This is a genomic window from Algibacter sp. L1A34, assembly GCF_009796805.1.
Classification (GTDB): Bacteria; Bacteroidota; Bacteroidia; order Flavobacteriales; family Flavobacteriaceae; genus Algibacter.
In genome coordinates this window covers 2546986-2573785 of sequence record NZ_CP047029.1, presented here as the reverse complement: position 1 = coordinate 2573785, position 26800 = coordinate 2546986, and the positions used below count along the sequence as shown (strand labels likewise).

The 26800-nt window shown below is 33.8% G+C and carries 25 protein-coding genes; 2 read left to right on the top strand and 23 right to left on the bottom strand.

Annotation, left to right across the window (positions count from 1 at the left end; genetic code table 11):
* Positions 1-200 precede the first annotated feature (200 nt).
* The 5 genes from GQR97_RS10935 to GQR97_RS10915 form a co-directional block, all read right to left on the bottom strand.
* Entirely contained in the window at positions 201-1133 is a 933-nt protein-coding gene (locus GQR97_RS10935; protein ID WP_158848305.1) for a peptidylprolyl isomerase, read from the bottom strand.
* Between the two features lie 167 nt (positions 1134-1300).
* Positions 1301-1534: a hypothetical protein gene (locus GQR97_RS10930; protein ID WP_042495871.1), complete on the bottom strand. Its 234-nt coding sequence runs from the start codon at positions 1532-1534 to the stop codon at positions 1301-1303.
* A gap of 201 nt (positions 1535-1735) precedes the next feature.
* Positions 1736-2386, bottom strand: coding sequence for a hypothetical protein (locus GQR97_RS10925; protein WP_158848303.1), 651 nt, complete (start codon positions 2384-2386; stop codon positions 1736-1738).
* Positions 2387-2518: 132 nt separating this feature from the next.
* Positions 2519-2974, bottom strand: coding sequence for a hypothetical protein (locus GQR97_RS10920; RefSeq protein ID WP_158848301.1), 456 nt, complete (start codon positions 2972-2974; stop codon positions 2519-2521).
* A gap of 197 nt (positions 2975-3171) precedes the next feature.
* Positions 3172-4719, bottom strand: a complete 1548-nt coding sequence (locus GQR97_RS10915; protein WP_158848299.1) for a hypothetical protein — start codon at positions 4717-4719, stop codon at positions 3172-3174.
* 148 nt (positions 4720-4867) lie between these two features.
* Between GQR97_RS10915 and GQR97_RS10910 the strand changes: the two genes are divergently transcribed.
* Positions 4868-6043, top strand: a complete 1176-nt coding sequence (locus GQR97_RS10910) for a 2-isopropylmalate synthase (RefSeq protein ID WP_158848297.1) — start codon at positions 4868-4870, stop codon at positions 6041-6043.
* Between the two features lie 48 nt (positions 6044-6091).
* On the top strand, positions 6092-7210 hold the full coding sequence (leuB, locus tag GQR97_RS10905; protein ID WP_158848295.1) for a 3-isopropylmalate dehydrogenase: 1119 nt from the start codon (positions 6092-6094) through the stop codon (positions 7208-7210).
* A gap of 249 nt (positions 7211-7459) precedes the next feature.
* Here leuB and GQR97_RS10900 read toward each other — a convergent pair whose 3' ends face one another.
* The 18 genes from GQR97_RS10900 to GQR97_RS10815 form a co-directional block, all read right to left on the bottom strand.
* Positions 7460-8335, bottom strand: a complete 876-nt coding sequence (locus GQR97_RS10900; protein WP_233267520.1) for an alpha/beta hydrolase — start codon at positions 8333-8335, stop codon at positions 7460-7462.
* A gap of 42 nt (positions 8336-8377) precedes the next feature.
* Positions 8378-9652 (bottom strand): argininosuccinate lyase, encoded by a 1275-nt coding sequence (gene argH / locus GQR97_RS10895; protein WP_158848291.1) that lies wholly within the window; start codon positions 9650-9652, stop codon positions 8378-8380.
* Positions 9653-9731: 79 nt separating this feature from the next.
* Positions 9732-10802 carry a M20 family metallo-hydrolase gene (locus tag GQR97_RS10890; RefSeq protein ID WP_158848289.1) on the bottom strand — a complete coding sequence of 357 codons (1071 nt, stop codon included), beginning with the start codon at positions 10800-10802 and terminating at the stop codon, positions 9732-9734.
* A 3-nt stretch (positions 10803-10805) separates the two neighbouring features.
* Complete coding sequence (gene argB / locus GQR97_RS10885) at positions 10806-11585, bottom strand: acetylglutamate kinase (RefSeq protein WP_158848287.1); 780 nt, start codon at positions 11583-11585, stop codon at positions 10806-10808.
* Complete coding sequence (locus tag GQR97_RS10880; RefSeq protein ID WP_158848285.1) at positions 11586-12524, bottom strand: acetylornithine carbamoyltransferase; 939 nt, start codon at positions 12522-12524, stop codon at positions 11586-11588.
* A 98-nt stretch (positions 12525-12622) separates the two neighbouring features.
* Positions 12623-13387: a glutamate 5-kinase gene (gene proB, locus GQR97_RS10875; protein WP_158851755.1), complete on the bottom strand. Its 765-nt coding sequence runs from the start codon at positions 13385-13387 to the stop codon at positions 12623-12625.
* Position 13388: 1 nt separating this feature from the next.
* Entirely contained in the window at positions 13389-14582 is a 1194-nt protein-coding gene (locus tag GQR97_RS10870) for a glutamate-5-semialdehyde dehydrogenase (protein WP_158848283.1), read from the bottom strand.
* Positions 14583-14716: 134 nt separating this feature from the next.
* Positions 14717-15868, bottom strand: a complete 1152-nt coding sequence (locus GQR97_RS10865) for an aspartate aminotransferase family protein (RefSeq protein WP_158848281.1) — start codon at positions 15866-15868, stop codon at positions 14717-14719.
* A gap of 2 nt (positions 15869-15870) precedes the next feature.
* Complete coding sequence (gene proC, locus GQR97_RS10860) at positions 15871-16665, bottom strand: pyrroline-5-carboxylate reductase (protein WP_158848279.1); 795 nt, start codon at positions 16663-16665, stop codon at positions 15871-15873.
* A 243-nt stretch (positions 16666-16908) separates the two neighbouring features.
* Positions 16909-17892 carry an N-acetyl-gamma-glutamyl-phosphate reductase gene (gene argC / locus GQR97_RS10855; protein ID WP_158848277.1) on the bottom strand — a complete coding sequence of 328 codons (984 nt, stop codon included), beginning with the start codon at positions 17890-17892 and terminating at the stop codon, positions 16909-16911.
* 56 nt (positions 17893-17948) lie between these two features.
* Entirely contained in the window at positions 17949-19130 is a 1182-nt protein-coding gene (locus tag GQR97_RS10850) for an argininosuccinate synthase (RefSeq protein WP_158848275.1), read from the bottom strand.
* Positions 19131-19155: 25 nt separating this feature from the next.
* Positions 19156-19722, bottom strand: a complete 567-nt coding sequence (locus GQR97_RS10845; RefSeq protein WP_158848273.1) for a hypothetical protein — start codon at positions 19720-19722, stop codon at positions 19156-19158.
* A gap of 481 nt (positions 19723-20203) precedes the next feature.
* Positions 20204-21181 (bottom strand): ThuA domain-containing protein, encoded by a 978-nt coding sequence (locus GQR97_RS10840; protein WP_158848271.1) that lies wholly within the window; start codon positions 21179-21181, stop codon positions 20204-20206.
* A 12-nt stretch (positions 21182-21193) separates the two neighbouring features.
* Complete coding sequence (locus tag GQR97_RS10835; protein ID WP_158848269.1) at positions 21194-21985, bottom strand: DUF1080 domain-containing protein; 792 nt, start codon at positions 21983-21985, stop codon at positions 21194-21196.
* Complete coding sequence (locus GQR97_RS10830) at positions 21985-23037, bottom strand: sugar phosphate isomerase/epimerase family protein (protein ID WP_158848267.1); 1053 nt, start codon at positions 23035-23037, stop codon at positions 21985-21987. Before GQR97_RS10830 ends, GQR97_RS10835 begins: the two co-directional genes overlap by 1 nt.
* Positions 23038-23167: 130 nt before the next feature.
* The gene (locus GQR97_RS10825) at positions 23168-24316 is read right to left on the bottom strand and encodes a Gfo/Idh/MocA family protein (RefSeq protein ID WP_410488924.1); all 1149 of its coding nucleotides are present in this window, start codon (positions 24314-24316) and stop codon (positions 23168-23170) included.
* 6 nt (positions 24317-24322) lie between these two features.
* Positions 24323-25495, bottom strand: coding sequence for an MFS transporter (locus GQR97_RS10820; RefSeq protein WP_158848265.1), 1173 nt, complete (start codon positions 25493-25495; stop codon positions 24323-24325).
* A gap of 197 nt (positions 25496-25692) precedes the next feature.
* Positions 25693-26724 (bottom strand): helix-turn-helix transcriptional regulator, encoded by a 1032-nt coding sequence (locus GQR97_RS10815; RefSeq protein WP_158848263.1) that lies wholly within the window; start codon positions 26722-26724, stop codon positions 25693-25695.
* Positions 26725-26800 lie beyond the last annotated feature (76 nt).

Genomic DNA, 26800 nt, shown 5'->3' with positions numbered 1-26800 from the left:
CACCCCTAAAGAGGTGCTTATTTTTATTTAATCTATATAAACCCTTGTAAATAAGTTAACTAAAAAAATTAGAAAATATTTTATTATCTCCCTAGACTTAAGCCCCTATTTAACAAAGAAACAGATGCTTTTTAGATGCCGAGACTACACTCTACATAAATGAGTCTCTAACTTTTTTTACAAAAAAAGTTATTCGCTTCTTATTTTACATCCATAAGTTCTACATCGAAAACTAAAGTTGCATCTGGTGGAATTACACCGCCTGCTCCTGCACTTCCGTATCCTAAATGACTTGGGATTACTAAACGTGCCTTATCTCCTACTTTTAATAAGCCAATACCTTCATCCCATCCTGGAATAACTTGTCCTACTCCAATAGCAAAATCAATTGGTGAATTACGTTTGTATGATGAATCGAAAACAGTACCGTCAGATAACTGTCCTTTATAATGTACAGAAACCGTTTTACCTTTTTCAGCTTGAGTACCATTTCCTTCTTGAAGAATTTGGTAACGTAAACCACTTTCAGTTTTTTTGAATCCAGCTGCTAATTTGTCTAATTCAGCTTCTGCTGCTTCTGCAACTTCTGCTAATCTTTTTTCACGAGAACCTTCAAATTCTCTAAAAGATTCCACCGCTTTAAAAGCCTCTGCATCTGCACCAACTCTTACTATTTCTAAAGTATCTATTAAATCGCCTTGAGCAATAGCATCAACTATATCTTGTCCTTCTACAACTTTTCCAAAAACGGTATGCTTACCATCTAACCAAGCTGTTTCTACGTGAGTTATAAAAAACTGACTTCCATTTGTTCCAGGTCCTGAATTAGCCATAGATAATACTCCTGGTCCGTCGTGTTTTAAATCTGGATGAAATTCATCGTCAAATTTATAACCTGGGCTTCCAGTTCCTGTACCTTGTGGGCAACCACCTTGTATCATAAAATCCTCAATTACTCTATGGAATTTTAATCCATCGTAATAAGGTTCTCCCTGTGGTTTCACATTGTTTTCAAGGTTTCCTTCAGCTAAAGCTACAAAGTGACCAACTGTTCCTGGTGCTTTTTTGTACTCTAAAGCAACTAGAACTTCTCCTTTTGTTGTATTAAATTTTGCGTATAATCCGTCTTGCATGATTGTTATTTTTAAGAAAGTGCAAATATACGGAAGTAAGTTTGTAGTTAAGAAGCTTGTGGTTTATTTTTTCGCTTACGCGGAAAGGGAACATCACCAACACTTTAGATCGTTAAAACTATGTTTGTTTTTTATATTTTTAGATAATAAGATGGTTTGTTGTGTTTTTATTGTTTTTGTAACCATACCCTAATTTCTTTTCGTAAAGAAACCTCAGGTTTTGGTAACGGAATTTTTTGCCCAAATTGTTTACTTTTATTAAATTTTGAATACATAATTTTATGTTTTTTCCAAGCTTCAGGATACAATTCCAAGAACTTGTTAAAAAAACTTTGTTCATTAATTTTCCCTTCTATTTTAGAAAGTACGTCTTTAAATTTCTCTTCTTGTTCTATAATCATGTTGGTATTATATAGTAATAAATGAAACTTTTGTAGTCTCTGGTTTTATTCTTTTTAATTGTGGGTAGCGGGTTTGTATACGAGGATTTTCCGAAGGAAAACCTAATATACCAGAATGCATTTACTCTTGATTAAGCACTAAAATAAGCATTATTTTTATAGGGTGTTGGCAGTAGGCTTTATTCTCCATTTCAATGATTATTAATATCCTAAATCCTCCAACTTTACAAGTCCAGAAACAATATCGACGTATTTTTTATATTCTAAAGGCATACCGATATTAAATAAAATATTTTTAGCAGGGTCTATGTTTTCCCCTTTCAAATGGCATAAATAAAGACGTTCATTTAAATTAGGGTAAATTTCTATTGACGTTAATTCATAATTTGAAATTTCACTAATATCTACATTTTTGGGCATAAGCTCCTTTATAGATTTATCATAAATTCCGCTTGGATGATTGTATTTTCCGTCTTTTAAAATGTCTTTCTCAATTAATTTCCCACCATTCTCACCAAAAGAAATAAAATTCTTTTCATTTTCAGTTCCTGCCCAAACAGTTACTTTCCTACTACCTGAATTTTCTTTAATCCATAATTTAGGCTGTTCATAATTTTCTAATGGGTCAATCTTCAGGGTCTCAATATTGGCTTTTTTTAGAAATTGCCTCGTAACCGCGTGTAAAAATAATATTGGTGTATTTTCCAAATTACTTTCTTTGAATTTATTATCCTCACTAAATGAATTAAAAAATATAAGAAAAGGTGATTTAATCATTTGAGCTAAAACAAAAATGCCCTTTCTCGTTTCAATAGATAATACCTTATTTTCTTTCCAAATTACTCTTCCCATTATTCAAATGTCAATGTTCAAATATTTACCTCTTAGTTTTTTCAACTTACTGCCAACGTCTCGTGTAAGAATAGTCACATATTAATTTAACCCTAAAATAGCAATTATTTTTAGACATCATTGTAATATGTTTTATTCACAATCTATGTCTGAGATGTTTCTGGCTTCTAAAATATTTACCACCTCATAGGTACTGTCATAATCAGCAGCAAATCCATCTTCTGATTTTCCTTTATCAATAATTTCAATTCTCACAAATATTGGAGAGTAAGGCTCTTGGTTTTTTGTTAAATTGAAATATAACTGAGTCAGTTCCTCTTCCGCCATAATCCAAAATTCCTTATCATCTCCACAAGGGGAAAAACTACTAACCTCATGTCCTAACGTTATTCTTCCTCTTAAAATATTTTGTGTACTATCAGATTTAGATTCGCGTTTTTCAGAGTAAATTGGGAAATCTGTATTGATTTCCGAGTTTTTCTCTAGTATTTTTTCGCTTGTAACATTTTCAACGATTGTTTTTTGCTTCTCCTTACAAGAAATTAGAAATAGATTAACAACGAATAAAACTAATAACGGTTTGTACATATTTTTTAATTTCATGTTTTTTTATGATAATTATCTATTTCTAAATTGTAAAGCTTAAGTCCAAGAATATTTACGCTCTTACTTTAAACCTAAAGTAGTAATTATTTTTAAACATTATCAGGTGCCTTTTTAGTTAAATCCTTTCCATAAAGGAGGTAAACCAATTAATATTACTCTTAATTAAAAAGAGTAAAAACCTACTTCACCTTCAATTCATGAAATTTATTTCGGATAACCAAACCTATTGGACGATTTTGAATTTTAGATTCTAACCAAGAAATAATATCTAGATATAAAAACGCTCGACTTTGGTAGGGATCGTTTTCGTATTCCTTTAGTTTTTTATGCAGTTTTATAAATTCGTTCTTCACCTCATGCGGATAGATATCACCTAAACCTCTTAAAAACTTGATAAATTCCTTTTGCACTTCATATAAATCTTCCATTTTAATTAAAAACTTATACGTACTCTTTATAAGCACATCGAGATTGTAATCTAAACCAGCTTCATAATGGGCAACCAAATTTAAAATACGAGAAAAACACAATAAATCTTCACGCATTTGTAATGATTTATTACTAATAATTTTATCTAAGAATTCTATACATTTTTTATTTTCTCCGGCTCCAAAATACATACTGGCCATTTTATAATAAAATACCATAACGTGATGCTCGTCTGTACGATTTCTATAAAACTTTAATTCACTCAAAACTTCATCGACTAAAGGCAAACCTTCCTCGAAGCTTCCTTCAATAAAATGTAAATTAAACTTGTTATTATAGATGTATAGAAAAGCTAAACCATCAAGATTATCATCCTTAGGGAACCATTTTTCTTTGGTTACACCCTCGAATTTAATTAAGCTCTCCTTAAACTTATCGTATTTTCTTAAAAAGTATAACGACTCTAATAAATAATTATTTCCGCTTAAAAAAAACACAGGATTTAGCTCAATCATCTCTTCTTTAGCATAAAATAAATCTACCCATTTTAGAGAGTATTTATAGCAAGACAAAAAATCTACGGTTAAAAAACTGTACCATAAATACGATTTGTAAAGCCACAATTTTTCTCGAAAGCCAAGCTCGTGTATATCATACTTTGGTAAACGGTCATTAAAATACTTATTAACTTGTTTATAATCTTCATCATTTTTAATGTAGCCTATTTTTAAATAAAGGCCGTACAATTGTAACGATAAATTAGATAATTTACTAGCTAAAACATTGTGCAAACTAAGTTCTTTGGCTTGTATGGTAAGCTCATCTGCTCGGTTACTTAAACTACGGGTTATGTATTGCGATTCTATAACTTTTTCGAGCTCAACTACCTCGTAAGCCACATTTTTTTCCTCATTTACAATAGCTAGACTTTTTGCTTTATCTAAGAGTTTTAAACTTTGCTTGTATAGGCCTTTATGGTAAAGTATGGTTGCAAAATCGAGCTGTTCACGAATTTGTAATCGAATATCTTTATGAGACGGGTTTAACCGTAAACTAATTAAAATCTGTTTATAGAGATGCGCTTTAAGATTAGAAAGTTGTTGCTTTTTTACAATCCCTTTCTTTAAAATAACAGATTCATCATAAACCGACAGTTTATCAAGAATATTAAAAAGCATTAAAAACTTAGAGTCTTCATTTACTCCCAATCTTCCTACATAAAGCTTAAATTGGCGCTTTTCGGATTTAGAAAGTGATTTCACTAGCACAAACAAATTATCTTTTTGCTCTTTCGTCATAGTTACAAAATCAGTATTAATTATTTGATTAACAGATAGTTAAACAAGTTATTACAACTTTAAACATCGTAATAACACAAGGTTGTATATTCGATTTGGTTAAGCAAAATATAACTTCGTAGAACAATAAGAAAATATATTTCAATAAATGTCTGATAATAAAGTCCAAATTTTCGATACAACACTAAGAGATGGTGAACAAGTCCCTGGTTGTAAACTAAATACCGAGCAAAAATTAATAATAGCCGAACAGTTAGATTTTTTAGGTGTTGATATTATTGAAGCAGGTTTTCCAGTTTCAAGTCCGGGTGATTTTAAATCGGTTGAGGAAATTTCTAAGATTGTTAAAAACGCGACCGTTTGTGGATTAACACGCTCGGTAGAAAATGATATAAAAGTAGCTGCCGAAGCATTAAAGTATGCAAAACTACCAAGAATACATACAGGTATTGGCACATCGGATTCTCATATAAAATTCAAATTTAAATCTACGCAAGATGCTATAATCGAACGTGCTGTTCAAGCCGTAACGTATGCAAAATCTTTTGTGGAAGATGTTGAGTTTTATGCTGAAGATGCAGGTAGAACCGATAACGAATATTTAGCACGTGTTTGTGAAGCTGTAATAAAAGCAGGAGCAACTGTTTTAAACATTCCAGATACAACCGGATATTGCTTGCCAAGTGAATATGGTGCAAAAATTAAGTACTTAAAAGAAAACGTAAAAGGAATAGATAAAGCTATTTTATCTTGCCATTGCCATAACGATTTAGGTTTAGCTACTGCTAATTCTATAGAAGGTGTTATTCATGGTGCACGCCAAATAGAATGTACTATTAACGGTATTGGTGAACGTGCTGGAAATACTGCTTTGGAAGAAGTGGTTATGATTTTAAAACAACACCCATACCTAAATTTAGATACAAATATAAAAACCGAAATGCTTTACGGATTAAGCCAATTGGTATCCGATAGTATGGGGATTTATACTCAACCAAATAAAGCTATTGTTGGTGCTAATGCATTTGCGCATAGCTCTGGTATTCACCAAGATGGTGTGATAAAAAATCGTGAGACTTACGAAATTATCGATCCTAAAGATGTAGGTGTTACCGAATCTGCAATTGTTTTAACAGCCCGTAGCGGTCGTGCTGCACTTGCTTACAGAGCAAAAAATGTAGGATACGAATTAACAAAACTTCAATTGGATGTCATTTATACAAATTTCCTTGATTTCGCTGACAAGAAAAAGGAAGTAAATGATGGAGATATTCACAATATTATAGAAAATAGTAAAGTTTATAACGAAATTGTTTCATCTTAATAAAAAATAGGCTATTACGTGTTATCTTTGCAAAATAAAACATAACAAATGAAATTAAATATAGCCGTATTGCCAGGGGATGGAATTGGCCCAGAGGTCACCGCGCAAGCCGTAAAGGTGTTGAAAGCCATTGCTATGGATTTTAACCACATATTTACTTTCAATCATGGTTTAGTTGGCGCATGCGCCATCGACAAGACGGGAACCCCTTTACCTCAAGAAACCATAGACATTTGTAAAAATGCCGACGCCGTTCTTTTTGGAGCCATTGGGCGTACATCTTTCGATTTAGATCCAAATGCAAAAATACGTCCGGAACAAGGTCTTTTAGGGATTCGTAAAGAACTGGGACTCCACACAAACATACGCCCTGTAATAGCTTATGAAGATTTACTAAACAAATCTTCATTAAAAGTAAAGCAGATTAAGGACGTTGATATTTTAATTTACCGTGAACTTACTGGAGGTATTTACTTTGGTGAAAGAACGTTAAGTGCAGATGGGAATACTGCAACCGATACTTGTACCTATAACAGATTCGAGATTGAGCGTATAGCGCATGCAGCATTTAAAGCAGCACATGCAAGAAAAAAGAAAATTACATTGGTAGATAAAGCCAATGTTTTAGAAAGTTCGCGCCTTTGGAGACGCATCGTGCAAGAAATTGCACCACAATATCCAGACGTAAAACTGAAATACATGTATATCGATAATGCCGCTATGGAACTCATTATCAATCCACGACAATTTGACGTTATTTTAACCGAAAATATGTTTGGCGATATTCTTTCCGAAGAAGCCAGTGTAATCGTAGGTTCAATCGGTCTATTAGCATCAGCATCACTAGGAGATAAATATGCCATGTTCGAGCCCATTCACGGTGCTTATACTAAAGCAGCCAACAAAGGCATAGCAAACCCAATAGCATCCATTTTATCAGCTGCTATGTTGCTAGATCATTTTGGACTAGACGAAGAAGCTAACAGAGTGCGTGAAGGTGTTGATAAATCTTTAAAATTACACATTACAACGCCCGATTTAAATAACAAATACGATAATATTAGCACCACTAAGGTTGGCGATTTCATCGAAGATTTTATTAATCATCCCGACGAAACCAATCTTAATTTTACCAATATACATTTGGGACAATCAACTATTATTTAATAATTTGAAATAGTTACCAAAAGGAATTAAACAAAAATAGCATCGATAATATCGATGCTCTTTTTTATTTCTATTAATAATGTGTTCTCAGCGTTACCAAAGGGGCTGGGATTTAGACTAATAAACTCTTGAAACAAATGTTTTGAATTACGTGCACCTCTTCTACTAGAGCCCAAACATGTCATTAAATTACTAAGTCGGCATGAGTTAGTGTTGTTTTACATCATCAAAATCACAGGACCTGTTTACTTACTTATTCTCCAACCATTCAAATAATCGTTCCGGCCAAGATTGCAAACGTCCATTTCCTATAGCCAAACCAAATCCATGCCCACCAAATGGATAAACATGCAATTCCGCTTCAACATCATGAGCTTTTAAAGCCTCATAGAACTTCAAACTATTTTTTATTGGAACTGCTTTATCATCACCCGAATGCACCAAAAATGTCCGTGGCGTATTTTTAGTAACCTGCAACTCATTAGAATATTCTTTTATTAACACTTCACTAGGTTTTTCTCCTATTAAATTTCTACGTGATCCCATGTGCGTAAAGGTCTCATCCATGGTAATTACAGGATAAATTAACGCCATAAAATTTGGTCGAGCAGAAATAGTATCCAATGCCGTTTCTTTAAAATTATTAGGTTTATCATATTGAGTACCCAAAGTAGAAGCTAAATGCCCACCAGCAGAAAATCCAATAACACCAATTTCATCTGGACTAATGCCAAACTCCACAGCATGACTTCTCAAATAACGCACGGCACGTTGCGCATCTTGTAAAGGCGCTTCTTGACGTATAACTATCGATTTAGAATCTGGTAATCTGGATTTTAAAACAAATGCAGCAATACCTTTCGTGTTAAACCACTTTGCTATTTCTGTACCTTCCCAATCGTATGCTAACATATGATATCCACCACCTGGGCAAATAATTACAGCTCTAGCCGAATTAGCTCTTTTTGTTGGTAAAAAAACTTCTAAGGTTGGCGTTTGTACGTTACTAATCCTTTTAATATCTTTTATTTCAACAATTTCTACTTCGGTAGTTTTCTGACTATTGGGAATAGAACCATCCCATAAATCAATAATTTGAGATTGTGAAAAACTAGAATTTATCATTATAAAAAAAAAGAGATTAAACAAAGACCGTTTCATAATATACTATTTAGGAAATTTATCGCGAATTTGTTCCAAGCATAAGTTATGGATACTGCCTTCATGGGTGTGTCTTTTAGATGTATCGGGAACGTAAGTTCCGTCTTGAACTTGTCCACCAATTTTCTGGTAAGCCTCTCTAAAACTCTGCCCTTCTACAACCAAAGTATTAATATTATCAACTGTAAATAAGTATTTATACAAATCGCTATTAACATCAACATCCTTGACAATAATTTGCTGAATTGAATAATTAAAAATATCTAAAATATCTTTCAATTCTTCGAAAGCTGCTATCATATTTTCTTTTAATAACTGATAATCTCTATGGTAACCGCTTGGCAAATTATTGGTTATTAAAACCATTTCACCTTGTAAAGCTTGGATTTTATTACATTTACCACGAATTAATTCGAAAACATCAGGATTTTTCTTGTGTGGCATAATGCTACTTCCCGTTGTTAATTCATCTGGAAAAGAAATAAATCCAAAATTCTGACTCATATATAAACAGGTGTCCATTGCAAAACGAGACAGTGTATTACACAAACTACCTAAAGCCGCAGCAATAGTTCGCTCATGTTTACCTCTACCCATTTGCGCAGCGACTACATTGTATTTAAGTGTTGCAAAGCCCATTTCTTTGGTGGTATATTCACGATCTATAGGAAACGAACTTCCGTAACCAGCTGCAGAACCTAACGGGTTTTGATCTACTGTTTTAATAGCAGCATCTAATAGATAAACATCGTCTATCATTAGCTCTGCGTAAGCAGAAAACCACAATCCAAAAGATGATGGCATAGCCACTTGCAAATGCGTGTAACCAGGTAGAACTTTATCTTTATACGTATTAGCTAGATCTAAAAGTGTATTAAAAAGCATTTCTGTTTTATCTTTAATAACACCTAAATTTTCTTTGTAATATAAATTACAAGCCACTAGAACTTGATCATTTCTAGAACGTGCCGTGTGGATTTTTTTTCCTACTTCACCTAAAGATTTTGTAAGTTCAAATTCAATTTTAGAGTGTACATCTTCAAACTGAGGGTCGATAACAAAAGTACCATCTTCAATTTGTTTTTCTAAAACTTTTAACCCTCTTAATAAATCGACTAATTCTTCAACAGAAATAATCCCGATTTTCTGAAGCATTTTAGCATGTGCACGCGATGCAATAACATCATATTTGGCTATATGAATATCAATTTCCCTATCGTTTCCAACAGTAAATTGTTCTATTTTTTTATCTATTGAAATACCTTTATCCCACAACTTCATCTTAATACTTTTTTTCTGTTTCCACGAAAGCGAAAATCTATTATTTTAAAGAAAGAAGAAAAATCTACTTTCCATTTTTTTATTTTACAATAACCTTCTCTAGTAATTTAATATACAAATCTACACCCTCTACTATTTCATTTAAATGAATAAATTCGTCTGCAGAATGCGAGCGTGTACTATCTCCAGGTCCTAATTTTAAAGACGGACAAGTTAGTGTTGCTTGATCGGATAATGTTGGAGAACCGTAAGTTGATCGTCCCATTTCAATACCTGCTTTAACTAAATCATGATCCATAGGAATACACGATGAATTTAACCTTAAACTCCGTGGTGTAATACTTGTACATGGTGCCTTTTCTTGTAAAATTTCGGCTATTTCTGTGTTGCTATACGCATCATTTACACGAACATCAATAACCAAATCTACATGACCCGGAACCACATTATGCTGAGAGCCTGCATTAATTTGTGTTACTGTTAACTTAACATCTCCTAAAGCTTTCGAGCCCTTTTCAAACTTTAAATCTTTAAACCATTGTAACACAGCTATCGTGTTATAAATGGAGTTATTATCGTTTGGATGTGCGGCATGACTTGGCGTTCCCGCTACAACAGCATCGAAAACTACAAGGCCTTTTTCAGCTACAGCTAAATTCATCAAAGTCGGTTCGCCTACAATAGCAACATCTACGTTAGGTATTACGGCCAACATACTATTTAATCCATTTGGCCCGCTGCTTTCTTCTTCCGCGGAAGCGACAATAACCAAATTATATTTTAAATTATCATGATTGTAAAAATGAGTAAACGTTGCGATTAAAGACACCAAGCAACCTCCAGCATCATTACTTCCTAAACCGTATAATTTTCCATCTTCTACAATAGCTTTAAAGGGATCTTTGGTATAAGCCGAATTGGGTTTTACAGTATCGTGATGCGAGTTTAAAAGCAAAGTTGGTTTACTTTTATCGAAATATTTATTAACGGCCCAAACATTATTTTGAGTACGTTTAAAATCAACATTATAACGCTTAAACCAATCTTCGATATGCAATGCCGTTGGCTCTTCTTCCGAAGAAAACGATTGTGTTTCTATCAGCTTTTTTAGAAGTGAAATGGCATCATTCGTTAAATCCTGCTGCGTCATTTTTTATAAGGTTATTTTTGTGAAATTATCATTTTCTTGGGTTAACATTTCTGTATTCCCCATATTTATGGCACTAACACCATTTTGCAACGCATTAAAACAATTTTCTAGTTTTGGTAACATGCCATCGACAATAATTCCTTTTGCCAATAAATCTTTATATATATTAGTATCTATATGTTTTACTACCGAATTTTTATCATTTATATCTTCTAAAACGCCATTGAATTCAAAACAATAATAAATAGAAGTTTCATACAATTTACTCATACCAATAGCAACTTGCGAAGTAATAGTATCGGCATTTGTATTTAATAATTGCCCATTACCATCATGAGTAATAGCACAAAATACAGGTGTAAAATTGGCCTGAATTAGTTTATCTATCGATTTGTGAGCTACGTTTTCAACATCACCAACAAAACCAAAATCTACATCCTTTACAGGGCGTTTAACAGACTGAATACTATTAATATCGGCTCCTGTTAATCCAATAGCATCGATATTTAAACCTTGAAGTTTGGCTACCACATTTTTATTTACCAATCCACCATAAACCATAGTAATAACTTCTAAAGTTTCAGCATCTGTAATACGTCGACCATTTACCATTTGAGATTCTATCCCTAATTTTGATGCAATATGTGTAGCACGCCTTCCTCCACCGTGAACCAAAATTTTCTTTCCTTCTAAATTAGAAAACAGTTTAAGAAAAGCATTTAGAGACGTTTCATCTTCAATGATATTTCCTCCTATTTTTATGATTGATAATTTTTCTTTCATCTATAAGTTTTCTAATATCTTCTTTAACACTAATTGCGCAGCAAATGTTCTATTATTTGCTTGTTGAATAACTAAAGAGTTATCACTATCTAAAACGGCATCTTCAACAACTAAATTTCGTCTAACAGGTAAACAGTGCATAAATTTAGCTTCACCAATTTTTTCTTTAGTAATCATCCAGCTTGGATCAATATTATCTACTAAACCGTAATCTTCATAAGAACTCCAGTTTTTTGTATAAACAAAATCGGCATCTTTAAAAGCTTCTTCTTGGTTATGATAAATTGGTGTATCTCCTGTAATTCCTGGGTTTAAATCATAGCCTTCTGGATTAGCTATAACAAACTCCACATCCATTTTTTGCATGGCTTGTGTAAAACTATTTGCCACCGCATGTGGTAAAGATTTAATATGTGGTGCCCAACTTAAAACAACTTTAGGCTTTGATACTTTAGAGTATTCCGAAATGGTAATCGCATCTGTCAATGCTTGCAGCGGGTGGCCTGTTGCACTTTCCATGCTAATAACAGGTACAGATGCAAACTTTTTAAAAGATTCCAAAACATGTTCGCTTTCGTCCATTTCTCTATCTGTTAAACTTGGAAATGCACGTACTGCAATAATATCGCAATATTGAGACACTACGGCTGCTGCTTCTTTAATATGTTCGGCCGTCTTGCCATTCATTACAGTTCCATCACCAAACTCAATAGCCCAAGCATCTCCAGAAACATTCATCACAATTGGATTCATTCCTAAATTTAAAGCTGCTTTTTGCGTACTTAAACGGGTTCTTAAACTTGAATTAAAGAATAATAAACCTAAAGTTTTGTTTTTCCCTAATTCAATGTCTTGTAAAGGATTTACTTTTAATGCTTTCGCTTCTTCTATCCAAACATGTATGTTATCGATATCGTTTATGGATGTGTAATGTCTCATTTTTTTAATCTTATTTTTAGATTTTCATAGTTTTAGAAACCGTAAAAAATCATGTGCAATATTTTAATATTTAGACCTAAACAGCCTAAATATTGTTACTATTTGATCTTGGTAAACGGTACTTTATTATCAAAGGCATTGGTTATAAAATTATCCTCCAAACCATTTACAATCCAAGTTTCTATTTTTGCTTTTCGAGTAACCGCTGCAGCTTCTATTTTAGATTGCATACCACCAGTTCCGTGAGAAGATTTCGAATCGACAACTTGATTTCTTAATTCATCAAAATCATCAACCTCAGCAATAGTCTCTGGTTTTCCATTCTCAATAGACGCTTTAGTGTAAATTCCATTAGTGTTCGTGGCAATTATAAACAAATCCACATCTAGTAGTGATGCCGTTAATGCTCCTAATTTATCATTATCACCAAACTTTATCTCGTCGGTAGCTACCGTATCGTTTTCATTTATAATAGGGATATAATTATTTTGAACCAATACGTTTATGGTGTTCACAATATTAGATTTACTTTCCTGTTTTTTAAAATCGGAATACGATAGTAAACACTGAGAAGTAAGCAATCCATATTCTCTAAAAATTTCTTGATAAATACGAATTAAATGTGGCTGACCTATAGATGCTAATGCTTGTTTTACAAACACCTCTTCGTGCTTGCTTTCAAGTTTTACAAACTGTTTTGCTACAGCAATAGCACCAGAACTTACAATAATAAACTCGCAAGTATCTTGAAGTTTCGCAATCTGATTAGCGACATCTTCAATTTTACCTCGTGAAATATTATTGGTTTCTTTGGTGAGTGTATTCGACCCTATTTTTAATAAAATTCGTTTCTTTTTCTGCATGCTATCTTGTTTGTCCGTTACCATGAACATACCATTTATTGGTAACTAAATGTTGTAAACCAATTGGTCCACGTTGGTGTAATTTATCTGTGCTTATCGCCAATTCGCCACCTAAACCTAATTGTCCGCCATCGGTAAAACGAGTAGATGCATTATGGTACACAGCTGCCGTATCTACATTTTCCATAAACACTTTAGCTTCTGCTTCATTGGCAGTTACAATAACAGATGAATGTCCTCCAGAATATTTATTAATCATGGCAATTGTATCTTGGTTAGATGCAATTTCGCCAATAAGTATTTTATAGTCTAAAAATTCTTTATACCAAATATCATCTGAAGTAATGGCTTTAACCTCATGGTTTTTTGAGATACTAGCATCACCTAAAACTTCAATATTAGAATCTTTTAATTTTGTAATTAATCGATTTACAAAATCGTCTTTATTAGCAAGATTTTTATCAATTAAAATTTTATCTACGGCATTACATGCTGAAATTTTCGATTTCCCATTCATAATAATATCAATAGCAATATCTAAATCGGCAGCTTCGTGTACATAAACAAAATTGTTTCCACGACCGCTAATAATTACTGGACAAGTTGCGTGTTCCTTAACAAAAGCAATTAAACGCTCGCCTCCACGAGGTACTATTAAATCGACTTTCTGCGTTGGTTTTTCTAAAAAAGCTTGAGTTTCTGTTCTGTTAAATTGTAAATATTCAACCCAATCGGTAGGTGCGCCTTCTTCTTGTAAAGCTTGATGCCACAATTCAACAATTTTTAAATTTGAATTCAAAGACTCTTTTCCGCCCTTTAATAAAATTTTGTTTCCTGATTTGAATGCAATTCCTGCAGCTTCAACTGTAACATCTGGGCGCGATTCATAAATAATTAAAACGGTACCGAAAGATGCTGTTTTGTTATAAACCTGCATGCCATTATCGTGCTTAAAACTGAAACGTTCCACACCAACAGGATCCTCTTGAGATGCTAAATGTGTAACCGATTTAATCATTTCATCAACTTTTAAATCATCAACTTTTAAACGATCAAACATCGAAATATCATCGCCTTTATAAGCTTCTAAATCTGTTTTATTAATGTTGATTATTACTTGGCGCTCTTTTTCTAAAAGCACTGCCATTTTTAATAAAACAGCGTTTCTAGTTTCTATGGATAATAGGGTATTCATTTTTTTAATCTTCTCTTATTCGGTTGGTAGTTATTCTCTTTATGTGATTTCTCAAAAGGTCGAAACAACAAAACGATTTATATAATCAACAATCTATTATATATTTTCTAACCTCTATATTCGTTTGCTGCTTTCTATTTACTTACTGACTCTTCAACCTCATTTAAAACTTCAACTAAAGCTTCAAAAAACATATTAATATGTTCTTTTCTAATGGTTAATGGAGGTAAAATTCTCAATAAGTTTTTATTCATTGCGCCACCAGTAAAAATATGATGATTATAAATTAAATCTTTGCGTAATTGTCCCACTTCAAAATCAAATTCTAAACCAATCATTAAGCCTTTCCCTTTAATATTTTTTATCTGCGGAATGGTTTTAGCCAATTTCAAAAAATAACAAGACATTTCATTCACATTATCAATTAACTTCTGTTCTTCAATAACTTTTAAAACCGATAAACCAGCAGCACAAGCTAAGTGATTTCCTCCAAAAGTAGTTCCCAACATACCAAATTTAGCTTCAATATTTGGATGTATTAAAATTCCACCAATTGGAAATCCATTTCCCATACCTTTTGCTATAGAAATAACATCTGGAGTTACATTATAATGTTGGAAGGCAAAGAATTTACCCGAACGTCCGTAACCAGATTGCACCTCATCGGCAATAAAAAATGTATTGTTTGCTTTACAAAGTGCATCCACTTGCTCAAAAAATTCTGCAGTACCTTGATCTAAACCACCAACACCTTGTATAAACTCAACAATAACAGCACAAACATCTCCTTTTTCAAGCTCTCTTTTCACACCTTCAATATCATTTAAAGGCAAAATAGTTACTGCTTGCTGCGCATTTATTGGTGCTATAATATTTTTATTATCGGTTACCGCAACAGCTGCCGATGTTCTTCCATGAAACCCATTACTAAAAGCTACAACGCGCTTTTTTCTTGTTTCAAACGATGCTAATTTTAAAGCATTTTCATTAGCCTCAGCACCAGAATTACATAAAAACAACTGATAACCTTCACACCCAGAAAGTCTTTCAAGTCTATTAGCTAATTTTACTTGTAACGGGTTTTGAACGGCATTAGAATAAAACCCCAACGCTTCTACTTGTTTAGAAATCGCCTTTACATATTTAGGATGAGCATGACCAATAGAAATTACGGCATGACCACCATATAGATCTAAATATTCGGTTCCATTTTCATCATAAACATAAACACCTTTACCCGAAACAGGCGTGACATCATAAAGCGGATATACATTAAATAGTGGCATAGTTATTTTGTTTTTATCTGGTTAATTTTCTCAAAAGATGCGTTTATTCCTTTTATAAGCGACGAGCTTAAACCTCGGTGTTCCATTTCGTTCAAACCTTCAATAGTACAGCCACTTGGCGTGGTTACACGATCTATTTCTTCCTCTGGATGCTTCCCTGATTGTTTCAATAAACTAGCCGCTCCAAAACAAGTTTGCATTGCTAATTGGTGTGCTTCATGCGCCTCAAAACCTAACTGAATAGCGCCCTGTGTAGTTGCACGAATTAAGCGCATCCAAAAAGCAATTCCACTAGCGCAAATAACAGTTGCAGCTTGCAATTGTTCTTCAGGAATCTCCAAAGAAGTTCCCATACTACTAAAAACAGTTTTCGCTAAATCACTTTTTTCTTTCCCTTTTTTATTGGTAGAAAAACAGGTCATAGATTGTCCAACAGACGCAGCAGTGTTTGGCATAGCGCGTACCACGTAACTATCCGTTCCAACAATAGCTTCCATTCTCTCAATAGCAAAACCGGTAATAACCGAAATTAACACGTGGTCTTTAGTTAAATACGATTTTAAATCATTTAAAATACCTTCAAAGTGTCTCGGCTGAACTGCAAAAATTACAACCTCAGAATTCTTGATAGCTTCAACATTATCGGTAGTTAAAGTCACTTTTTCCGAATCATCAAACCCTTTAATAGAACTCAAATTTCGTTTCGTTAAGTACAAACTCGTCAACGCTTCCGAAGTCAATAAACCCTTCGCGATAGATTGGCCTAAGCTGCCTGCTCCAATAATGGCTACTTTCATAATGCCTAATTTTATATAAATTCTTTTTCATTTCCGTGAGAACGGAAACTTCATTTATCAGTTGTTTTTTTGGCGTTACCACAAGGGTCGGGCTTTCACTACTCGCTCCCTCCTTTGGTCGGGGAGCTCAAACAGACCGCTCAATCCCTAACGCACCACTCTAATGTGCTTACTCAAATTCTATTAAAATCTTCAGTTATAAAAACTGAAATTTTGATTTCCGCTAAAGCGAAAAAATAAGATTTAGAAATAAGTTGCCTTTAAACCTAATCCGGTAGTTTCGTCTAAGCCAAACATCAAATTCATGTTCTGCACCGCTTGTCCCGAAGCTCCTTTCAATAAATTATCAATAATACTCGTCACCAATAATTTACCGTTATGTTTATGTAAATGTATTAAACATTTATTAGTATTTACTACTTGTTTTAAATGTAATTCATCATCCGATACAAAAGTGAATTTTGCATCTTTATAAAAATCTTTATAAATAACCTTAGCTTCTTCAATAGTTCCTTCAAAATCGGTGTAAAGCGTTGCGAAAATCCCTCTAGGAAAATCACCTCTATTTGGCATAAATAAAATCTCGGAAGTAAAATTATTTTGCAATTGTTTAACCGATTGGTTTATTTCTCCTAAATGTTGATGTGCAAATGGTTTGTAATACGAAAAATTATTATCTCTCCAAGTAAAATGAGTAGTTGCAGACAATGATGTTCCTGCTCCAGTAGCGCCCGTTACAGCGTTAATATGCACGTCTTTACTTATCAAACCTTTACCCGCCAATGGCAATAAACCTAACTGAATTGCTGTAGCAAAACAACCTGGATTTGCAATATAATTTGCAGTTTTAATATCCTCACGTTGTAATTCTGGTAAACCGTAAACAAATGTTTTACCATTAAAAACCTTATCGGCTTCTAATCTAAAATCATTTCCTAAATCTATAATTTTTGTATTATCAGAAAACGTATTATTCGATAAAAATTTAACCGAATTTCCGTGACCTAAACATAAAAACAAAACATCTACATCTGGGTTTACAGTATCGGTAAATTTTTGGTCTAACGAGCCCACTAAATCCTGATGTATTTTACTTATTTTATTTCCAGCATTCGATGTGCTAAATACAAAATTGATATTTGTATTTGGGTGATGCATTAATAAACGAATTAATTCACCAGCCGTATAGCCTGCACCTCCAATAATTCCAACTTCAATATTTTTCATTATATATATTTTATTAGAGCTGTTAAAACTTTAAAATCTAACAGCTCCAGATACTTTTATTCCTGAGAATTTACTTGTCTGTATATTTTATTTTGATTTCCGAAAATTTTAATAAACCCTTTAGCATCATCTGCCGTCCAAGCTTTGTTTTCTTCACCATAAGTACTAAACTTACTAGACATTAAATCATGATCTGAGACAATACCGTCTAAAGAAAAATGATAAGGTTTTAGAGACACTACAACATTACCAGAAACCATTTTCTGAGAACTTTGTAAAAAAGCTTCAATATCTCTCATTACTGGATCTAAATACTGCCCTTCGTGTAAATGCATACCGTAAAAACTAGACAAATAATCTTTATGTTGTAATTGCCATTTTGTTAAAGTATGCTTCTCTAACAAGTGGTGTGCCTTTAATGTAATTAAAGCCGCAGCAGCTTCAAAACCAACACGTCCTTTAGTTCCAACAATGGTATCACCAACGTGAATATCTCTACCAATAGCATAAGCCGAAGCAATATTATTTAAGTTTTCAATATTTACTTCTGGTTTGTTTTCCTGTCCGTTTAAAGCAACAAACTCACCATTCTTAAAAGTTAGTGTTACTTTTTCTTCACCTTCTTTTACTAATTGAGAAGGATAAGCTTCACTTGGCAAAGGTTTTTCAGACTCTAAAGTTTCAACACCACCAACACTAGTTCCCCAAAGACCTTTATTAACAGAGTATTTCGTTTTTTCCCAAGGCATATCAATACCTTCAGATTTTAAATACTCGATCTCTTCTTGTCTAGTTAATTTTTGATCTCTAATTGGAGTAATTATTTTAATATTTGGTGCCAATGTTTGAAAAATCATATCGAAACGAACTTGATCATTTCCTGCTCCAGTACTACCGTGCGCAATATATTCGGCATCAATACTTTTAGCGTATTCAATAATTTCAATAGCTTGAATAATACGCTCTGCACTTACAGAAAGTGGATATGTACTGTTTTTTAACACATTCCCATAAATTAAATACTTCACTACTTTTTGGTAAAACGTAGCTACAGCATCAATGTTTTTATAAGTAGAAACACCCATTTTATAGGCATTACTTTCAATATGCTTAATTTCTTCATCTGTAAAACCACCTGTATTTACACTTACGGCGTGTACATCATATTCTTTTGATAAACTTACTGCACAGTATGATGTATCTAACCCGCCACTGTATGCTATTACTAATTTTTTCATTTTTTTATATAACTTAATTTCTTATTTATTTTAATTGTTTAGACTCCGCCTCAAAACATGGATTAACATAATACCTGTAGTTTAACTCATCTCTCAACTTCCCTAATTTCTCTAATTCTTCAACCAATACTGTAGACATTTGAGCTAAAGTAACATGCGTCATCCCTAGCAATTCATTATAATAATGAACTTTAGGAGTTTGTGCTATAGAAATAAGAAAACTCTCGGTGAACAGCTCTGTCATTCGGCTCATTAACAATAAGCCAAGGTTGTAATTACGGAAATCACGATTTACCCATAAACAAGCACGCTCATAAACAGAACGTCCTTTTACATGGTGCTCATGCGCAAAGATATGTCCATAAATCTCATCTCCTCTTCTCAATAAAAAACATCCGTTTTTTATACGTCTTCTTAATAAATCTACGCTAACAAAATACAAAGTAGGAAGTTCTTTTGACCGTTCAGAAATAATTTCTAATACGCTCTCTGGAAGTTTATAAACAAGATCTATATCTATGCCTTGTTGAGAACAATAGATTTCGGCCTTATTAATAACACTTGTAACATCTGTGTTCAATATAGTATCCATTTTTTATTATGCCCTTTAAGGCATACGTCTATTTAGCTCAAAACTAGATAATAAAGCCCTGAGTTTAAATTAATTTAATTGTTGAAGCATTTATTATAATAATAAATACTAACAAAATTGATTCTAAAAATTAACGAAAATTTGAAAGTGAATTACTTTCTTAAACTATATAACCCCAAGGGGCGAATTTGAGGAATGCGCACAACATTAGTTTTAGTGTTTTCTACTAAAACAAAAGAGATAAGAGATATGTTGTTTCCTGTTTTCACTGAATAACTACCTTAACTATTAACTCTAAATCGTCGGCGTGAGCCCCTTTCGTTAATATAAGCCGCAAAATTACAACTAATTATGAATTACACAACATTAAATATAAAAAATAGAGTAGATTTATATTTAATGTTGTGCAACTATATTAATCTAATGTTTTTGATATCAAAAACATTAATAAATTACTATTTCTTGAATAATTCAATATCCTTTATTTTTCCAAATTGAAATCTCTTGAAGATGTATGGTCTGCAGACGGAAAATCGTCTGGTAATTCTGTTTGAGTCACTTTATTAGTTGCAGCCCACTCTACCCCGCGTTTTAACAAGGTTATAAAACCAACGCACTCAAATGATTCCGTATCGTGCCCCAAAGTGGTGTGAAATATTCTGCCTTTACCATAATCGATAACCATAGCTACAGGTTCTTTTTGTTCTAGCTCTGGTTTCTTCTTTGTAGATACAGCTGTTGCTAAAATCGTTACATTTTCTGCCGGCCCTCTAAGAAAGGCATAACATTCATCTGATGTATGCATCCAAACCTTCGGCATTCCTTTAGTAATTGGGTGCTCGGTGTTGTAGTTTGTTACAGCAAAAGCCTCTCTTTTACCATGAGTTCCTCCTTTTCCTGGACTATAATCTCTCTTTGGCTTATTGTCTTTATCAATATATAAGTAAGGACCGTGTTTTTCGGTTCGACCGCCCCAACCGCCTATAGCAATCATTTCGTTATAAGCTGTCCATTCTGGAAAGCTATTATCCGCAGCATGCACACTAACAAAGCCTCCTCCTTTTTTAATATATTTTTCAAACTTCTTTTGAACTTTCTCAGGCCATGATGCTGCTTTGTATCCAAAATTAGAAATTACCACATCATATTTTGAAAATTTCGGATTAAAATCTGGATCTGTTTTTGGCTTGCCTTCAATACCTTCACCAACATTTGCAAATCCTAACCAGTCTTTATTTTCCTCGCTATTATTTAAATATTTAGTTCGAGCTATATCTACAGTAAACATACCTGTTTCTTCAAGATATTGCTTCATCATAATAGTTGACTTTGGCCAAACTGTATGATTATTTTGTCCGTCTACAATGAGTACTTTTATTTTACTTTTAATTGGATTACACGAATAGCTATTGCTAATAAAACAAAGACTAATTAGTAAAACAACAATACGATTTATCATAATTTTTATTTTTTATAATTCTCTAACCCAAATATTTCTATAACTAACACCACTATTATCACGGTGATCTTGCAACTTAATTGGTGCTTTCCCGTGAGGTTTATTTTTAGGCCATCCAATAAACTCTGTAGTTCCTTTAATTTCGTAATGGTCTTGAATTAAAACACCATTGTGAAGTACAGTTATTGTGCCAGATTCTGTTTTTTCTCCTTGCTCATTAAACTCAGGTGCATGATAAATAATATCATAAACATTCCAGTTTCCTGCTTTTGAAGACGCTTTAGCCAACGGAATACTTTGCTTGTATATAGAACCGACTTGGCCATTTACATAAGTTTCGTTATCATTATTATCTAAAACCTGCACTTCATATCTGCCTTGAATAAACACGCCACTATTAGAACGACTTTGTCCTTTTCCTTTTATTTCTTCGGAAGATTTCCATTCTATATGAAGTTGCATATCACCAAAATCACGTTTGGTTTGAATATCCCCTGCCTTATTTTTAACAGTCATGCTTTTATCAGGATTTAAAATCCATTCAACATTTGATGAATTAGTAGAAGATACCCATTCATCAAAATTTTCACCGTTAAATAATACAATCGCATCCGACGGAATTTGAGTATCCTCATTCACCTCAACAACCATAGGCTTAGGTTCCCAAACTTCAGTTTCTTTAGCTTTTTTTGGTTCTAATGCATCTTCCGTAGTTTCAACCTGTTGTTTAGAATCTACCGACACAAGCTTTTGGCTACAAGACGCGAAAACTAAAGCTGTTAAAATAATTAAACTTTTATTCATTAAATTCCGAGTATACTTTTTAAATAAGCTTCATCTGGTTTCGCTCCAGCAAAATCATCGAAACTACGTTCGGCAGCTTCAATAATATGCTGCTGAATAAAAGGCGCACCTTCTCTAGCACCTTGAACCGAAGATTTAATACAGCATTCCCATTCCATAACCGCCCAAACATCACAATCGTATTTAGTAAGTTTTGTAAAAATACTTTTGAAATCGACTTGGCCATCACCTAAAGATCTAAAACGACCTGCTCGATCTTGCCAATCAGAATACCCGCCGTACACACCTTGCTTCCCAGACATATTAAACTCAGCATCTTTAACATGAAAAGCTTTTATACGCTCGTGGTAATAATCTATAAATTTTAAATAATCTAACTGTTGCAATACAAAATGACTTGGATCGTAAAGAATGTTAGCACGTTTATGATTTCCTGTTGCCTCTAAAAAACGTTCAAAAGACACTCCATCGTGCAAATCTTCACCTGGGTGCAGTTCATAACAAATATCAACCCCTTGCTCATCAAAATGATTTAAAATTGGAGTCCAACGGTTTGCTAACTCCTTAAAGCCCATTTCCACTAAACCTTGCGGACGTTGTGGCCAAGGGTACATAGTATGCCAAAGCAAAGCACCCGAAAACGACGCGTGAGATTTTAAACCTAATCTACCACTTGCTGTCCCCGATTTCTTAACAAAATCGATAGCCCATTCCGTTCTTGCTTTTGGATTTCCTTTTACAGCATCGGGAGCAAAACCATCAAATAAAGTATCGTAAGCCGGATTTACAGCCACTAACTGCCCTTGTAAATGTGTAGACAATTCTGTTATTTCTAAACCATAAGAATTAACTTTTCCTTTTAAATCATCGCAATACGTTTGACTTTCCGCAGCTATTTCGATATCGATTAATCCCGTTTCCCATGTTGGAATCTGAATCCCTTTATATCCTAAATCTGCAGCCCATTTACATAAGTTATCTAAAGTATTAAATGGCGCTTCACTTCCTGCGAATTGCGCTAAAAAAATTGCTGGTCCTTTTATTGTTTTCATATTTTATCTTATTTTTTTTTGGCGTTACCCAAGGGTCGGGCTTTCTCTACTCGCTCCCTTCCGTTGGTCGGGGAGCTCAAACATACCGTTCAATCCCTAACGCAGCATCCGCCAATAGTAGTTTATATCGTTATTCTATTTTTGTCCAAGCAGCGTTCTTTTTATCACTTTCAACGGCTGCATAAATAAATTGCATCCCTCGAATACCATCTTTCACCGCTGGATAATCTGGTTTATCAATAGTTTCACCATTTAAAACAGCCATTAAATGCGTCGCAAAATTCTTATAAATAGTTGCAAAAGCTTCTAAATATCCTTCTGGGTGTCCTGCCGGAATACGAGAAACATTTAGAGCTTCTTCATATAAATTATTACCATTTGGTGTAAATATTTTAACAGGCTCTTCTAACCAATGTGTAATTAATTGGTTCGGATTTTCTTGCTGCCATTCCAAACTTCCTTTTTCACCATAAACCTTTATAGCTAGATTATTTTCTTCACCTAAAGCAATTTGCGAAATAGACATGGTTCCCTTTGCTCCGTTTTCCATACGTAGTAATAAGTTACCATCGTCATCAAGCACACGGCCTTCTCCAAACTTCCCCAAATCTGCAGCAAGTTCTTCAATTTTTAGTCCTGTAATATATTCAGCTAAATTTTCTGCATGCGTTCCAATATCACCTAAAGCACCGCCAATACCCGATTTACTCGGGTCTACTCGCCAAGACGCCTGCTTCTGTCCGGTTTGCTCTACTGCCGTAGACAACCAACCTTGCAAATATTGTACTTGTATTTTTCTAATTTTACCCAAATCACCTTTAGCAACCATAGCTCGCGCTTGCTTTACCATGGGGTGACCAGTGTAATTATGTGTTAAAGCAAAAAGTTTCCCGCTTTTTTCGATTATAGTTTCTAACGCGATGGCTTCGTCTAAAGTTAACGTCATCGGTTTATCGCAAACCACATTAAATCCATTTTCTAAAGCTAATTTTGCAGGAGGAAAATGCATATGATTTGGTGTTACAATGGAAACAAAATCCATACGAACACCTTCAGGAAGTTCCTTTTCTTTTAAAATCATTTCTTCAAAACTACCATAGCATCTATCTTCTGGAAGATATAACGCCTTACCTGATGCTTTAGACTTTTCTTCATTACTACTAAAAGCCCCACAAACTAATTCTATCATGCCATCGATGGCTGCGGCTCTGCGGTGTACATCTCCAATGAATGATCCGGTGCCGCCACCTATCATTCCCATTCTTAATTTTCTTATCATAACTACTTATGCTTGTTCTGTTTTATTTCTTTTTTTCATATAAAAATTTAATCCTAAAAATGCCACAATAAGGATTGCTGGCAAAATAGACATGGTTCTTAATGCTTCAGAAGCGTTGGCATCATCCATCAACTTCCCCATAATTGGTAATACTAATGACACAGAAAACATACCTGCTCCACCCATAATTGAAAGCCCTAGCGCTCCTGTTTCTGGCAAATATTCTGCCACAAAACCTAACATGGTTGGCCAAAAGAATGTAACTCCAATAGCAAAAACTGCTGCTGCAACAAAAGTCATTCCACCACTAGTTACCGTTAACAACCATAAACCTATAAAAGTGAATATTGCTGAATATAATAGCATTCCTGAAGGTTTTAACCTATGTACAACTTGCCCAGCGAACAGTCTCCCTAAAGCCATAATACCGTTAATAAATGCTAATACTAAAAGTGGCACTGCAACAGATTCTTTTAAAAGCGATTCTATTCGTTGTGTGGTTCCTAACTCTGACGCTGCTGTTAAAAGCATGCAAAACACCATAAAGATGAATAAAGGTTTCCCGACGCTAGAGAACATTTTTTTATTACTAATCCCCATTTGTACACGCTCGGTGACCGGGAATTCTTGTCCAAAAAACAATACAGCATACAGCACTAATGGCACAAATAACGTTGAAACCATAATTTGCCAACTTAAGCCCATAACATCCATAACGAGCCATCCTACAATAGAACCAATTACAATACCTCCAGGAAACCATACATGAAATCTATTTAGCATTTTTGTTTTTTCATTAACATACATCGATGCTACCATTGGGTTTAAAGCCGCTTCTACCATACCATTACCGATACCAACAAATAATGTTGCTAGAAATAATGACGTCATTGAATCGGCCATAATGGTCCACACAATTCCGACTGTGTGCATAATAAAGGCAATCCAAGTAATTTTTTTAATTCCGAGAAAATCGACTAGTGGTCCTCCAAAAATCATGGCAATTGTAAAACCGAAAAAAGCCGGTGTAAACGCGTAACCAATTTGTTCTAATGTTAACCCAACCCCTTCTGGGCCAAAAACAGTTTCTAATCGTGCGCGTATAGCAAAAGTCATTGCCGTTGTAATTAATGCTAAACAACTCCCAAGAAAGAGTCGTTTCTTATTAATGTTTTCCATTTTAAAATATTTAGTTTGGTTGGTATATAAATTACAGCACCATATTGATCATAACAAATAAGCTTCCCTTTATAAAAACTCTAAACTTTTTAAAGTATAGACTTAGGTATTGAAACAAAAAAGATATAGTAATTTCTACTTAGTGAAAGTATAAAATAGAATTTTAAATGGCGTGTATTATCATTCAGTGAAATAATTTAAACACAGTCTACCACATTTACAGCATACTTTAACCTATATGTATTAGGTGAGCATTTTTCATGCTTTTTAAAAACTGTTGCAAAGTATTGACTTGTTGCAAAACCACAGGTATAAGCAACTTCCGCAATGGTTAACTCGTTGTTTTCTTGAAGAATTTTTTTAGATAAATCCAAACGCTTCATGGTAAGATAACGCATAGGCGTTACATTAGTTAAGCGCTTGCAATGGTGCGTAAACCTTGTTACTCCCACACCTGCGGATTCTGCCATTAGTTCTACAGTCCAATTTTCGGATAAATTATTGACTAATTCATCTAAAAAGAACTTTACACTTCTTGAACTATCGGTTAGTTTTTCATCTAAAACAACATCGTCTGTATTTAATAAATCGAGTAAAAGGATTAACAAATAATTGACTAACAGTCTTATTTTAGAAGCATTGCTCCCATTTTCATCGGTATTGATAGCCTTGTTAATTCTAAGAAAACAATCGCGAACTGTTTGATCGGTTTTCCAAATAGATTTTTCATTCTGTCTTAAAATAGTCGTTAGTCGTCCTAAATCACTCGGCGTTAACGTTATCCAATCTGGCCAAACCCAATCTTGATGAGGCCTTCGCACACCTAAATCGATGATAACCCAATAAAATTTCCCCATACCAACATATGGATTGCCAACTTTATGAGCTTCCCACGGACGTGTAATTGTTAAATGATTTGGAGTAAGTAAAACCTCATTATTTTCCTGAGAATACGGCATAGTGCCCGATTCTAAAAAATGAAACTCAATACCTTCGTTACGATGCCAATCTAAACCCCAATCTTGTGGCTCATTTGCATCCCAATAGCCAATACTATTTAGCCCGATGGTATTTTCGTCTAATCGATCACCAGGATAAGTATGCCTAGCTAAAGCTTTAAACTTTATTTTTTTTCTATTAAATGCATCAATTAAAGGCAAACAAGTATCTGCATGGTACACAATACCATCAGCCTCATAAGGCTCAATATTTATTTTGTTTACTTTCACTGAAATTATTTGAACATTAGCACCACGCAAAATACACATTTTTTATGAATTAAAATTTGAGTTCCTTTAAAATTCA

Bases quoted from the DNA above. Each gene is read 5' to 3' on its own strand.
- GQR97_RS10880 (WP_158848285.1), bottom strand. From the start codon at position 12,524: ATGAGACATTACACATCCATAAACGATATCGATAACATACATGTTTGG.
- GQR97_RS10825 (WP_410488924.1), bottom strand. From the start codon at position 24,316: ATGATAAGAAAATTAAGAATGGGAATGATAGGTGGCGGCACCGGATCA.
- GQR97_RS10900 (WP_233267520.1), bottom strand. From the start codon at position 8,335: ATGATAAATTCTAGTTTTTCACAATCTCAAATTATTGATTTATGGGAT.
- argB (WP_158848287.1), bottom strand. From the start codon at position 11,585: ATGAAAGAAAAATTATCAATCATAAAAATAGGAGGAAATATCATTGAA.
- GQR97_RS10830 (WP_158848267.1), bottom strand. From the start codon at position 23,037: ATGAAAACAATAAAAGGACCAGCAATTTTTTTAGCGCAATTCGCAGGA.
- GQR97_RS10870 (WP_158848283.1), bottom strand. From the start codon at position 14,582: ATGAATACCCTATTATCCATAGAAACTAGAAACGCTGTTTTATTAAAA.
- argH (WP_158848291.1), bottom strand. From the start codon at position 9,652: ATGAAGTTGTGGGATAAAGGTATTTCAATAGATAAAAAAATAGAACAA.
- GQR97_RS10840 (WP_158848271.1), bottom strand. From the start codon at position 21,181: ATGATAAATCGTATTGTTGTTTTACTAATTAGTCTTTGTTTTATTAGC.
- GQR97_RS10915 (WP_158848299.1), bottom strand. From the start codon at position 4,719: ATGACGAAAGAGCAAAAAGATAATTTGTTTGTGCTAGTGAAATCACTT.
- leuB (WP_158848295.1), top strand. From the start codon at position 6,092: ATGAAATTAAATATAGCCGTATTGCCAGGGGATGGAATTGGCCCAGAG.
- GQR97_RS10935 (WP_158848305.1), bottom strand. From the start codon at position 1,133: ATGCAAGACGGATTATACGCAAAATTTAATACAACAAAAGGAGAAGTT.
- GQR97_RS10890 (WP_158848289.1), bottom strand. From the start codon at position 10,802: ATGACGCAGCAGGATTTAACGAATGATGCCATTTCACTTCTAAAAAAG.
- proB (WP_158851755.1), bottom strand. From the start codon at position 13,387: ATGCAGAAAAAGAAACGAATTTTATTAAAAATAGGGTCGAATACACTC.
- proC (WP_158848279.1), bottom strand. From the start codon at position 16,665: ATGAAAGTAGCCATTATTGGAGCAGGCAGCTTAGGCCAATCTATCGCG.
- GQR97_RS10925 (WP_158848303.1), bottom strand. From the start codon at position 2,386: ATGGGAAGAGTAATTTGGAAAGAAAATAAGGTATTATCTATTGAAACG.
- GQR97_RS10910 (WP_158848297.1), top strand. From the start codon at position 4,868: ATGTCTGATAATAAAGTCCAAATTTTCGATACAACACTAAGAGATGGT.
- GQR97_RS10930 (WP_042495871.1), bottom strand. From the start codon at position 1,534: ATGATTATAGAACAAGAAGAGAAATTTAAAGACGTACTTTCTAAAATA.
- GQR97_RS10865 (WP_158848281.1), bottom strand. From the start codon at position 15,868: ATGCCACTATTTAATGTATATCCGCTTTATGATGTCACGCCTGTTTCG.
- GQR97_RS10835 (WP_158848269.1), bottom strand. From the start codon at position 21,985: ATGAATAAAAGTTTAATTATTTTAACAGCTTTAGTTTTCGCGTCTTGT.
- GQR97_RS10850 (WP_158848275.1), bottom strand. From the start codon at position 19,130: ATGAAAAAATTAGTAATAGCATACAGTGGCGGGTTAGATACATCATAC.
- GQR97_RS10920 (WP_158848301.1), bottom strand. From the start codon at position 2,974: ATGTACAAACCGTTATTAGTTTTATTCGTTGTTAATCTATTTCTAATT.
- GQR97_RS10820 (WP_158848265.1), bottom strand. From the start codon at position 25,495: ATGGAAAACATTAATAAGAAACGACTCTTTCTTGGGAGTTGTTTAGCA.
- argC (WP_158848277.1), bottom strand. From the start codon at position 17,892: ATGAAAAATATTGAAGTTGGAATTATTGGAGGTGCAGGCTATACGGCT.
- GQR97_RS10845 (WP_158848273.1), bottom strand. From the start codon at position 19,722: ATGGATACTATATTGAACACAGATGTTACAAGTGTTATTAATAAGGCC.